This window comes from Dysgonomonas sp. Marseille-P4677, from assembly GCF_016652235.1.
Lineage (GTDB): Bacteria > Bacteroidota > Bacteroidia > Bacteroidales > Dysgonomonadaceae > Dysgonomonas.
In genome coordinates, this window is the sequence record NZ_JAEPKU010000002.1 from 108,914 (window position 1) to 122,252 (window position 13,339).

A 13,339-nucleotide genomic window follows, 5' to 3' on the forward strand; every position below is an offset into this window, starting at 1 on the left:
TAAAAGGTGACAAAAGTTACAACTTACGGCTTATTTTTCACAATCACCTTTAGTCCTAAAAATTTAAATACAATTAAGCCTATATATAGATAAACTTAAGTAGTATTAATGTAATAATATACATCTGCAAAAGTACTATAAAAAATAAAAGCAGCAAGGACTTCATCCTTACTGCTTTTTGTATTTAAATATTAGAGTATTAAAACTCTGCATTGTTCGGCGTACGAGGAAATGGTATTACATCACGAATATTAGCCATACCTGTAATAAATAAAATCAGACGCTCAAAACCGAGTCCGAATCCTGAGTGAGGCGCTGTTCCGAATTTACGGGTTTCCAGATACCACCAGATAGGATCGGTATTCATATTCAACTCCTTTGTCCGATTCACCAACTTATCATAATCGACTTCACGCTCCGAACCTCCTATGATTTCTCCGATCTTAGGGAAAAGAACATCCATACCACGTACAGTTTTACCATCTTCATTCTGTTTCATATAGAATGATTTTATTTCCTTCGGATAATCGGTTAGTATTACCGGACGTTTAAAGTGCTTCTCTACCAGATAACGCTCATGTTCTGATTGTAGGTCTGCTCCCCAATATACAGGAAACTCAAACTTCTGACCGCTCTTTTCTAATATCTCAACACCTTCAGTATATGTAAGTCTTACAAAATCATTGTTTATTATGAAATTCAATCTTTCGATCAATTCCTTATCATACATTTCACACAGAAAGGCAATATCATCTTTGCAATGCTCTAAAGCATAACGAATCAGATATTTCATAAAGTCTTCTGCCAAATCCATATTATCATGAATATCGTAGAATGCGACTTCAGGCTCAATCATCCAAAACTCAGCCAAGTGACGGGGAGTATTAGAATTTTCGGCACGAAATGTCGGTCCAAACGTATAGATAGCACCTAAAGCCATTGCACCAAGCTCACCTTCAAGCTGTCCTGAAACAGTTAGATTTGTCTGCTGACCAAAGAAATCTTCCGAATAATTCACTTTACCTGTTTCTGTTCGGGGAACATTATTAAAATCCAATGTAGTCACCTGAAACATAGAACCCGCACCTTCAGCATCGGAAGCCGTTACAATTGGGGTATGAAAATAAAAGAATCCGTGATCATTAAAATACTTATGTATAGCATAAGACATATGATGACGTATACGGAATATAGCGCCAAATGTATTGGTACGAGGACGTAAATAAGCTATTTCGCGTAAAAACTCAAGGGAGTGTCCTTTCTTCTGCAATGGGTAAGTTTCGGGATCGGCAGTACCATATATTTCAATCGAATCTGCTTGTATTTCGGCATTCTGCCCTTTTCCTTGAGACTCAACCAAAGTTCCTATTACATGAATACAGGCTCCTGTTGTTACTGTTTTGAAGAAATCCTCTCCGAACTTCTGTACATCAGCCACTATCTGAAGATTATGGATAGTAGAACCATCATTCAGATGGATGAAGTTTACATATTTATTACCGCGAATGGTACGAACCCATCCCTTCACGTCAACTACAGATCCAAATTTAGGATCTTTGAATACATCTACAATCTTTGTTCTACGGATTTTCTCCATCTTATATCAAATATTTTATCTTTTATTCAAATGCTCCCATACGAAGCATGTTCACTTCTTTTTCTGACAAATAACGCCATTTTCCACGAAGTACATTCTTCTTGGTTAATCCCGCAAAATATACGCGGTCAAGTTTGGTTACCTGATAACCAAGTTTCTCGAATATACGGCGAACAATGCGATTACGGCCAGAGTGAATCTCGATACCTACCACATTCAATACGTCTTCTGCCTGATATGCAATAGAATCTGCATGTATCTCTCCATCATCCAACTCTACGCCGTCGGCAATAGCCTGCATATCTTCGATAGCAACATCACGGTCAAGTGTAACCTGATAGATTTTTTTCTTCTTAAATTTCGGATGCATCAACTTAGACGCTAAATCTCCATCATTGGTAAGCAATAAAACTCCGGTTGTGTTTCTGTCGAGACGACCTACAGGATAAATACGTTCTGGACAGGCATTTTTCACTAAGTCCATTACCGTAAGACGGTTCTGAGGGTCATCCGATGTTGTTACACAATTTTTAGGTTTATTCAAAAGAACGTATACTTTGCTTTCCAAACGAACCGGTTTGTCCTGGAAAGTAACCATATCACCACGAGTCACTTTTGCACCTAACTGGTCTACAACCTCTCCATTCACTTTTACTACTCCGGATGTAATAAATGCATCTGCCTCACGACGAGAACAAACTCCGGCATTAGCCAAATATTTATTCAATCGCAACGGTGTGTTCGGATCTATATTTTCTTTGTATTTAACTGGCTTAACCAGTTTCTTTATACCCTCTCCGGTTGTCGGTCTGTTGTATCCGCCACCACGCTGATTATTTCCTCCCGGACGACGATTGTCATATCCGCCACCTCGGTTATCACGATTCCCGTACGAGGATCGGTTATCTCCACCGCCTGAATATCCACCCCGATTATTGGAGTAATTACCTCCTCCTCTATTATTAGAGTAGTTACCACCACCTCGGTTGTTAGAATAGTTGCCGCCACCTCTATTGTTAGAATAGTTGCCACCGCCACGATTATCAGAATAGTTGCCGCCACCTCTATTATCAGAGTAGTTGCCGCCTCTATCAGAATAGCGATTCTGATTATTATCATAAGAGTTACCATATAAACGGCGCTCCCCATTATCATTCCTATTATAAGAAGACTGTCTAGGAGATCTGTCTGAGTCGTAACCACCTTGTCTTTCCGATCTGTCTCCTCCAGCTTTATATGGATTTCGATCTGTATTAGTATCGTAGGCTTGTTTACGTAAATCGCCTACACGGGCGCGTTTCTTTTTAACGGGTTCTGACCCGTTTGAATTGTTTTCTGATGAAGAGTAACCATCCCGGCCTTCTCTTTCATTTCCGTTGTCTGTCACCATTTGTTTTTTCGTTTTTTTTTAATAAATATACAAATACCTGTTTTTAATAACCTCACGGTTATAATCAATTTTATACACCTGTATAAGAATGAGGTGTAATTGTTCTCAATTCGTTTTTCACAGACTCACTTACATCCAAGCCCGAAATAAACTCTGCTATAGAGTCTGCTGTTATCGTGGTATTGGTGCGAGTAAGAGCTTTCAATGCTTCATAAGGCTTCGGATATCCTTCACGACGAAGGATTGTTTGAATGCCTTCTGCCACCACAGCCCAGCAATTGTCCAAATCGTTAGATAAAGCATTTTGATTTAACAACAATTTTTCCAATCCTTTTTGTGTGCTTTGTATGGCTATTACAATATGCCCCATAGGTACACCTACATTGCGAAGAACGGTAGAATCCGTTAGATCACGCTGTAAACGAGATATAGGTAGCTTAGCCGACAAATGCTCTAGTATGGCATTTGCAATTCCGAGATTTCCTTCCGCATTCTCAAAATCAATAGGGTTAACTTTATGCGGCATCGCAGACGAGCCTATTTCCCCTTCTTTTATTTTCTGTTTGAAATATTCCATTGAAATATACTGCCAGAAATCTCTATTCAGGTCAATCATTATAGTATCAATCCGTTTAAGAGCATCAAAGACTGCTGCCAGATTATCATAATTGGATATTTGGGTTGTCCATTCTTCTCTGACCAGTCCTAGTTTTTCCGACACAAATTTATTTCCAAAAGCTTTCCAATCATATGATGGATAAGCTACATTGTGTGCATTATAATTACCTGTCGCACCTCCAAACTTAGCGGACATAGGTATAGCCTTTAGCAAGGCTAATTGTCCTTCAAGACGACTCACAAAAACCATTATCTCTTTCCCTAGTCGTGTCGGAGAGGCCGGTTGTCCATGAGTTTTTGCGAGCATAGGCACATCTATCCATTCTTCTGCCAAACTTCTTAGCTTAGCTATAAGCTCTCCCAATATTGGGTAATATACATCCTTCAACACTTCTTTCAACGAAAGAGGGATCGATGTATTATTTATGTCCTGTGACGTAAGTCCAAAGTGAATAAATTCTTTATACTCCTGCAAACCGAGTTTGTCAAATTCTTCTTTAATAAAGTATTCAACGGCCTTTACATCATGATTTGTTATTTTTTCTGTATCCTTTATACGCAGAGCATCCGCTTCCGAAAAATTGGTTACTATGCTTTTCAGTTTTGGAAAAATAGACTTATCTATATTTTTCAATTGAGGCAATGGCAATTCGCATAGAGCTATAAAGTATTCGATCTCTACCAATACACGATATTTAATTAATGCATATTCTGAAAAATAATTTGCTAATTTTTCTGTTTTATTGCGATAACGCCCATCTATAGGTGAGATGGAAGTTAGGGGTGTTAGTATCATTAGTGCCTGATATTTTGTGTTTTTTACTAATTCTTAGAATTTATTTTCGATATCACTACTTACTCATTATATTTCGTTACAAATATAAAACAAATATACGGTTGAAAGTGTTTTTAAAAGCCGTAAAATTAATATTTTTTTCTTTTTTAAACTATTCTTGCCAATTATTCAGGGCATAAATTATCTTATCAATTTCTTTGGTCGATAATGAAGAATAAAGAGGCAAACTTAAAATTTCATTATTCAATAATTCGGTCATTCGTAAATTTTGCTTTTCAAATTCGGCATATGCCTGTTGTTTGTGAATAGGTAACGGATAATGTATTTGCGTTTGTATCTCATTTTCAATCAAGTAAGACTGAAGTCTATCCCTCTGTGTGGAGCGTATTACATATAAATGAAAGACATGTTCTCCATCACTTCCTTTTGTAGGTAATAGAATATCTTTATTATCGATTTCTACTGAATAGCGATCTACGATTTGCCGCCTATTTCGATTATCGGCGTCCAGATATTTTAAACGTACGGATAAAATAGCAGCTTGTATCTCATCCAAACGAGAGTTTAGGCCTTTATATCTGTGGAAATATTTACTATCTGAGCCATAATTGGAAAAACATCTTATTAAATCAGAAATATCAGCACTGTTGGTTGTTACTGCTCCGGCATCGCCTAATGCGCCGAGATTCTTTGTCGGATAAAAACTAAAAGCAGCTGCATCAGCCAGATTTCCAGTCTTCTTTCCTTGGTATATTGCACCATGTGCTTGAGCTGCATCTTCTATCAATTTTAGATTATACTTATTGGCTATTTCCGACAACTCTTGCATGGGTGCTACTCGTCCAAACAAATGAACGGCTATAATAGCCTTTGTCTTACTTGTTATTCTTTCTATTACAGATATAGGGTCAATATTGAATGTCTGTATATCACAATCGGCCAATACAGGTACAAGTCCACATTGAGAAACCGCCAAAGCCGTCGCTATAAAAGTATTAGCCGGAAGAATTACCTCATCACCTTCTTCCATCACTCCCATCTCTATATATGCCTTAAGAATAAGACAAATAGCATCCAGACCATTGCCGACACCTATACAATGCGCCACTCCACAATAAGATGAAAAGTCATTTTCGAAACGCTCTTTTTCCTGTCCTTGTATATACCATCCGGAAGAGACAACACGAGATACAGCTTCTTTTATTTCTGAAGCATATCTGTCTGTTTCTCTCTTTAAGTCTAGAAAAGGAATCATATCACCAGTTATAAATATTATGAAAAACCTAACATCGATCTGGCGTTTTGAATAGCAGCATCCGTCACAACAGCACCACTAAGCATGCGTGCAATCTCATCGAGACGCTCTTCATCCGACAATTGAATCAGATTAGTGGTAGTAGAATCATCATTATCAAATTTATAAACCTTATAATGATTTTTTCCTTTTGCTGCAATCTGAGGTAGATGTGTAATTGCTATCACTTGCATATTCTTTCCAAAATCGAGCATTACCTGCCCCATCTTATCAGCTATTTCACCGGATACACCTGTGTCTATTTCATCAAATATGATAGTAGGCAAGGCTGTAGCTCCAGCAATCATCGACTTAAGACATAACATTAACCTCGAAATCTCACCACCTGAAGCGATACCGGCAACAGGCTGTAAAGGAGCATTTTTATTGGCAGAGAAAAGAAACAATAAATTGTCGATTCCATACACACTTGGTTCTTCTGTTGTAATATCACATTTGAATCGAATATTCGGCATACCCAGATAGGTCACTTTTTCCACAAGTTCTTTCTCCAACCTTCCTGTTATGGCAATACGGCGATCACTTATTTTACGAGCAAGGACCAGCATCTTCTCATACTTTGCAGCGACTTCTTTTTCTAAAGTTTCAACCTGCTGATCTGAAGAATTAATATTCTCTATTTTTCGGCTTATATCTTCATATAGATTTAACAATTCAGATATAGAGGATAGATGATATTTTTTTTGCAAAGAGTAGATCAAATTAAGACGGGATTCTATAAAAATCAATCTTTCGGGATTAAACTCAATGTCATTAGCCAACCTTTCTACATCGGAGGATAAGTCTTTCAGATCAATATAGGCTGTCTCCAAGCGTTGAGATATTTCTTCCGATTTATGAAAAACTTTAGATAACGAAGATGATATATTCAGACTTTCCTTCAATTCGGACACAATACCCCGATCGTCTTCCGAAAGAAAATTATAAATCCTGAACAAGGAGGATTTAATTTCTTCTGTATGGTTCAGCGTTTCAAGTTCCGTTTCAAGATCCTCTTGCTCTCCTTTTATAAGAGCAGCTTCACGAAGAGATTCATACTGAAAACGAAGATAATCTTCCTCTTCTTTGCTTTTTCTTATTGCTTCCCTAAGTTCGGACAGATCTCTCTGAGATTGTTTATACTGATGGAACGAAGCCTGATATTCTTTTAATAAGGATTTATTTCCAGCCAAAGTGTCTACTACCTGCATCTGAAAGCGAGTATCTGCTAATAAAAGATTTTGATGTTGAGAGTGTATATCAATCAATTGATTTCCGAGCTCTTTCAATTCATTCAACCCTACCGGTGAATCATTGATAAATGCACGAGACTTTCCAGTAGATAGTACTTCACGACGAAAGATATAGCTATCAGGATCGTACTCAATCCCTTTTTCTTCACAAAAATCTTTCAAATCGTATGCCGAGACATCGAAGCATCCTTCAATAACACACTTACTCTCCCCTTGTTTGATTGCCTTGACATCAGCCCTCTGCCCCAACATAAGAGAAAGAGCCCCAAGCACAATAGACTTCCCGGCACCTGTTTCACCTGTTATTACAGAAAATCCAGATTCGAAATCGATTTCAAGACTATCGATCAATGCGTAATTTTTTATATAGAGTGATTTTAGCATAGCTAAAGATAATAATCATTTATTAAAGTTCACATTCAGTACTACAATTTCCGATATAGTACCTATACGATACTGAGGACCGGCCAATCCTAATCCTGACGAAACATATATGTGTGTATCCCCTTTCTTTTTATAGCCAAAAGGAATTTCATACATAGACCGGATTTTCATATTTTCAGGAATAAGACCTGTATTATAGATCATCGAGCTCAATTTCATAATTGTATTCACAGGAAAGAATTGTCCGTTGTGCGTATGACCGAAAAGTGCAATATCGGCTCCGGCTTCGGCTTCTTCATACAAACGGTGAGGTTCATGATTCATAACTATAATAGGCAAATCTTTATTTATACCTTTCATTATTTCGGAAAGTTCTTTTCTTGTCTTACACATATCATCTTCTCGTCCTACTAAATAGAAAGAATCATGTATGAGAACAGTAGTATCTCTAAGAACAGTCATTCCCGCTTTTTCGCTTAACCATAGAATTTTTTCATCCTTCTTTTCTCCCAAATCAATATATTCATGATTGCCCGTTGAGGCATATACTCCATAAGGAGCTTTCAAGCGAAGAAACTCTGTTTCCATGTTCTGCTCATAAAGAGACTTTACATCGTAGTCGACAATATCTCCAACAAGCAATATAATATCTGGTTTTTGCTCCATTATCTTATCTACATACATAGATATAATATTTTTATCGATAAGATAGCCTGCATGTATATCTGTAGCAACCACGATTCGGAGATTTTTCAGATTTGGAGAATCTTTATTCACCGTCAGGTTCATCTCCGTAACTTCAGGATGGAAGAATTTATAGTTGCCATATACCATCACACCAACGACTAAGATAAGAATGGAGCAGAAATATATTAACCTTGTCTTTTTCGCCTTCAGATCGAACGAAGCAGGAAATATATTTTTTCGCTTGTCTATGTATTTAAACAAATCGTAGATAAGAAGTAATACAGACATGTAAATAATAAATATCATCCATGTAGTACCAACCCAAGCAAAGCTATGTAAAGCATCGAATGGCAACAAACCTGTACCAGAGGTGAAGAAGCCAAGAAAATATATTATAAGCTCTATTATGAAGACGGTGGCATAAGGTATTTTGATATACTTTTTATCGGGCAATCCCTGCCAGCCACGCCAATATATATAAGCGCTTAAAAAAATCTGGACAATTATGGCGTTAAGAAAAACTCTCATTGTTTTTTATTTATATCAATCACAACATACTCCGACTGAGTTCCGATACGGAATTTCCCGCCCCATATTCCTATGCCCGAACTAACATATATATTTGAGTTTCCTTTTTTAACGAAACCATGATCATTTTCATAGATGCTTTTTGTAATTAACGATATAGGCCACACTTGCCCCTGATGTGTATGCCCCGAAAATTGGAAGTCAATTCCATACGCTTCTGTTTCTTCTAAATCGTAGGGCTGATGATCAAGCATTATTATCGGCTTAGATTTGTCCAAATCGGCAACCAGATCCCTCAATGGTTTACGATTTGGGTTCGACCTATCATCACGTCCTATTACATAAAAACTACTGTCTACAAAAGCCACTGCATCACGTAATAGAGTCACACCTGTTTTATCAATAAAATCGAGACTGCCTTTTATACCGCTTATATACTCATGATTTCCCAAACAAGTATAAACACCATATGGAGCTTTAATTTTACGGAAAACGTCGTCATAACCTTCATCGTTGAGTGGACGCACGCTACTGTCTATTATGTCGCCTGCAATTAGTACAATATCCGGATTTTCGGAATTAATTATATTTACCCACCCTTCAAATTCTTTTTTACCAATACCGTAACCTAAGTGTAAATCACTTATAGCTACAATTCTCAATGAACGAGTAGAAGTGGAATCACCTATCGTTTTATATGTTTGAATAGGTAGTTCGACACGCACCTTCCATTGATATTTGAGATAGCCGCAAAACATTAACAAGGTTATAAAACCTACCATAAATCCAAGACCGACCCAGTTTTCTTTTGTGTAACGAGTAATGGCATCGACCGGCATAAAATGAAGTAGACGATTCGTCAGTCCGAAGATATCCTTTACAGCCATCACCATAAAAAAGTACAACAATATAAAAAGCCATGCAGTACCTATCTTATAAAACGTTGCAGCCAACCATATAGGCAGAACATCTCCGGCCAAAAACGATATAAAGAATGAAGAAACAGCTATAACTATAAATGAGATCAAAGCTGTGCGCCCCATTGCATTAGCTGGCATTGCTATCCAGATATGATAGAATACATAGATATTGGCAAGAAGATAAATTATAAAAATAATGATAAACATGATTGACTTCATTCGTACTTAATCTATTTTTTAACAAACAGTACAAAGATATAGAATCTTACCTATTCTGAAATATTTGTAATAAAAAAGAGTAGCCGATAGAGACTACTCTTTTTTATTCCGTAAATTGTATCTTAACTACGTCTACCACCTAAAGCAATCATTATATAATAAAGCAATGTTGCAAGCGATCCAACAGCAGCAATTACATATGTATAAGCAGCCCACTTCAATGCATCTTTTGCCATATCGTGGTTACGAACGCTGGTTACTCCGGCTGTATTTAGCCAAACCAAAGCTCTGCTACTTGCGTTTATTTCGACCGGCAATGTGATGAAACTGAATATCGTTGTCAAAGCAAACAGACCGATACCGATCCAAATAAGAGAAGGGAAAGTATTGATAAAGAAAATACCTGCCAATATAATCCAAGTCACCCATGAAGACGCAAAACTAACAACAGGCACTAGAGCCGAACGCATCTTCAAAGGCCCGTAAGCATGTGCATGTTGCACTGCATGCCCGCACTCATGCGCTGCTACAGCTGCCGCAGCAACACTATTACTGGCATAAACACCCTCACTGAGATTGACTGTTTTGTTCGCCGGATTATAATGATCCGTAAGCATCCCCTGCGTAGAAACGACTTTAACATCATAAATTCCATTATCGTGAAGCATTTTTTCAGCCACATCTCTTCCTGTCATTCCACTATCTAATGGAATTTTCGAATATTTATTAAACTTGCTTTTCAGCATTTGCGAAACACCAAAACTAACAAGTGCTATCAAGCCAAATAAAATCCATCCTATATACATATTATATTCTTTTAATGATTACTACGATTCTACAATAGAAGAAACAAAAAATGTGCCAATAATGTTTATCGGCACATTCCATATATTTAAAAAAGCATTTTACTTTCTAATAATAGTTTGCGCCCTGTCTGGCCCGATAGATACAATACTGATTGGAACATTCAGTTCTTTCTCAAGGAATGAAACATAATGCTTAAATTCTTGAGGAAACTCTTCCTCCTTCCGCATCTCTGTCATATCTGTTTGCCAACCCTTCATATCTACATATATAGGTTTAATATTTTCGTCGACTTCGAATGGGAAATCAGTCACCTGCTCTCCATTAATCTCATACCCGACGCAAGCTCTTATTGTTTCAAAAGTATCTAAAACATCACTTTTCATCATTATCAGCTGAGTAACACCATCTATCATAATAGCATAGCGTAAGGCTACTAAATCTATCCAGCCACAACGACGGGGACGCCCCGTTACCGAACCGAATTCAAAACCTAATTCACGAAGTTTATCTCCTGTTTTGTCAAATAATTCGGTAGGAAATGGACCACTACCTACACGTGTACAATAGGCTTTGAAGATACCAAATACCTCACCAATGGATTGAGGTGCTATTCCGAGTCCGGTACATGCACCTGCTGATATAGTATTGGATGACGTAACAAAAGGATAAGACCCAAAATCTATATCAAGCATAGTCCCCTGTGCTCCCTCTGCTAATATCTTTCTCCCTTCTTTTACTGCATTATTTATATAATGTTCGCTATCGATGAATGTAAATTGCTTTAGTTTTGCAATACCGGCAAACCATTCTTTTTCTATTTCTGCTAATGCACTCACATCGTAACCATATTGTGATAATATTTTCAGATGCTTAGTCTTAGCTACATTATATTTTTCTTCAAAATTGTACAATATATCTCCAACACGTAAACCATTACGGCTGATCTTATCTGTATATGTAGGTCCTATTCCTTTACCTGTAGTACCTATTTTCGAATCTCCTTTAGCCGATTCGTAACAAGCATCGAGTAAACGATGAGTCGGTAATATGAGGTGAGCTTTCTTGGAAACAAGCAAACGTTTTGTCAAATCGTGTCCGGATGATTCCAACGACTCGATCTCCCCTTTAAATAGGGCAGGATCAAGCACTACTCCATTACCGATTATATTTATTTTATTCCCTTGGAAAATGCCTGACGGAACAGAGCGAAGGACATATTTTTTTCCTTCAAACTCTAATGTATGTCCTGCATTAGGACCTCCCTGAAAACGAGCTACAATTTCATAGTCGGGAGTTAGCACATCCACTATTTTACCTTTTCCTTCGTCGCCCCACTGCAGACCTAGCAATACATCTACTTTCATTTCTTTTTAATACGTGTATTTTTATTTTCGTTTAGTTTATTCTTTTTCTCTTCTGCCTTTTTAGCCCGGGTACATTTATTGCATATACCATAAATATACATACTATAATAACTTATCTTAAAGCGTTGCAGCTTTTTTTGTTGGGTAGGGGTAAAAAGATTACCATTTTTATGTTCCTTTACTTCTCCACAACTTAGACAGATAAGATGGTCGTGGTTTTCGTTGCCGTATGCTCTTTCGTATTGAGAAACATTGGCTCCAAACTGATGCTTTACAACCAAACCACAATCCAACAACAATTCTATGGTATTATAGAGCGTTGCCCTGCTAACCCTGAAACTTGATTGCTTCATGGCATTATATAAAGAATCCATGTCAAAATGTCCTTTAGTCGAATAGATATGTTCAAGTATTGCATATCTTTCAGGAGTTTTACGATGTTTATTGAGATTCAGATAGTCAGTAAACTCACTTTTGACTTGTTCCTTCAGTTTTAAATTATCCATTTATAGAAAAATCTGATATGAGCAAAAATACATCTTTTTTAAAGAATACACGACTGTATTCGAGAGAAAAGTTATCAACTATTTAGAATTTGTCTAAAAACAAAAAGAGAACTCTCACGAGCTCTCTTTTTAGAAAGGAAATCAAAAAGAATATTATAATAAATATTCAGGTTAGTATATTTTTAGTTTTCAGACTCTGTATCTTTTTCAGTGTATTTATATTCTATGTCGTACACTTTTGTTTCTCCGTCAAAGTCCTTTACATTTATTTTAAATTTAACCTTATCGCGTCCTTCAATCTTATACGGAGCAAGGTCGAAAGATACGTATCCCTGCGCCTTATACCTCTCAGGATCATCATTCTTATTATGTCTAAACTCCAAACTTACAATCTCATCATTTACAGCTAAGTCAGATGCATCTGAAACCAGATTCACCATATGTTGACTTACTTCTCCCATATTATATTCGAAGTTTATATTCAAATATCCTCCACCTTCCCAAATTGAACGGACTTTAATAGGATCATGCCCTATGCTATCTTGTTTTACTTCATCATCAGGTGAGATGTATATTACATCTTTTGTAAGCACATCATAAAAGTCATTCAGTTTTATGTAATGATCATAATTACCTTGCTTGTCTGACAATATTGTATAATCAATAATTGCCCTATCATACTTCGGTTTTAGATTTAGCCCTATCGGTGCAGCAACCCATAACTTAGCACCGTTGTCAAGTGTAAAGTCATAAGTTTTATCATCTATCTTATTAACGGTCACTAAAGAGCGCCAACTTTTGCCCAAAGAGTATCCGTCATCATCAAGACATGATGCGAGTCCTACTGTCAAAACAGCAAACAGAGTCAGTGCTGAAAATAGTTTTATGTACTTTTTCATATCTTATTTTAATAAATTTAATTGATTACTTCTATACTAGAAAGACTGAATTTTATGCATCATGCTGCATATATAAT

The 13,339-nt window shown here is 36.9% G+C and carries 11 protein-coding genes; all 11 read right to left on the reverse strand.

The annotated features are described in order from the left end of the window. Nucleotides 1-199: 199 nt before the first annotated feature. Nucleotides 200-1,597 carry an asparagine--tRNA ligase gene (asnS, locus tag JGH11_RS01320; protein WP_201109752.1) on the reverse strand — a complete coding sequence of 466 codons (1,398 nt, stop codon included), beginning with the start codon at nucleotides 1,595-1,597 and terminating at the stop codon, nucleotides 200-202. 22 nt (nucleotides 1,598-1,619) lie between these two features. Then, entirely contained in the window at nucleotides 1,620-2,987 is a 1,368-nt protein-coding gene (locus JGH11_RS01325) for a pseudouridine synthase (protein WP_201109753.1), read from the reverse strand. Between the two features lie 70 nt (nucleotides 2,988-3,057). Then, nucleotides 3,058-4,401: an adenylosuccinate lyase gene (purB, locus tag JGH11_RS01330; RefSeq protein WP_201109754.1), complete on the reverse strand. Its 1,344-nt coding sequence runs from the start codon at nucleotides 4,399-4,401 to the stop codon at nucleotides 3,058-3,060. 151 nt (nucleotides 4,402-4,552) lie between these two features. Next, nucleotides 4,553-5,656, reverse strand: coding sequence for a DegT/DnrJ/EryC1/StrS aminotransferase family protein (locus JGH11_RS01335; protein WP_201109755.1), 1,104 nt, complete (start codon nucleotides 5,654-5,656; stop codon nucleotides 4,553-4,555). 17 nt (nucleotides 5,657-5,673) lie between these two features. Next, a complete protein-coding gene (gene recN / locus JGH11_RS01340; protein ID WP_201109756.1) occupies nucleotides 5,674-7,332 on the reverse strand; it encodes a DNA repair protein RecN in 1,659 nt (552 codons plus the stop codon). A gap of 15 nt (nucleotides 7,333-7,347) precedes the next feature. Further along, on the reverse strand, nucleotides 7,348-8,547 hold the full coding sequence (locus JGH11_RS01345; RefSeq protein ID WP_201109757.1) for a metallophosphoesterase: 1,200 nt from the start codon (nucleotides 8,545-8,547) through the stop codon (nucleotides 7,348-7,350). Beyond that, nucleotides 8,544-9,686, reverse strand: coding sequence for a metallophosphoesterase (locus tag JGH11_RS01350; protein WP_201109758.1), 1,143 nt, complete (start codon nucleotides 9,684-9,686; stop codon nucleotides 8,544-8,546). Before JGH11_RS01350 ends, JGH11_RS01345 begins: the two co-directional genes overlap by 4 nt. Before the next feature lie 122 nt (nucleotides 9,687-9,808). Beyond that, complete coding sequence (locus tag JGH11_RS01355; protein WP_201109759.1) at nucleotides 9,809-10,492, reverse strand: zinc metallopeptidase; 684 nt, start codon at nucleotides 10,490-10,492, stop codon at nucleotides 9,809-9,811. Nucleotides 10,493-10,591: 99 nt separating this feature from the next. After that, complete coding sequence (locus JGH11_RS01360; RefSeq protein WP_201109760.1) at nucleotides 10,592-11,857, reverse strand: adenylosuccinate synthase; 1,266 nt, start codon at nucleotides 11,855-11,857, stop codon at nucleotides 10,592-10,594. Continuing rightward, entirely contained in the window at nucleotides 11,854-12,363 is a 510-nt protein-coding gene (locus tag JGH11_RS01365; RefSeq protein ID WP_201109761.1) for a Fur family transcriptional regulator, read from the reverse strand. The genes JGH11_RS01360 and JGH11_RS01365 overlap by 4 nt, the downstream gene beginning before the upstream one ends. A 182-nt stretch (nucleotides 12,364-12,545) precedes the next feature. Continuing rightward, nucleotides 12,546-13,262: a NigD-like protein gene (locus JGH11_RS01370; RefSeq protein ID WP_201109762.1), complete on the reverse strand. Its 717-nt coding sequence runs from the start codon at nucleotides 13,260-13,262 to the stop codon at nucleotides 12,546-12,548. Between the last annotated feature and the right edge of the window lie 77 nt (nucleotides 13,263-13,339).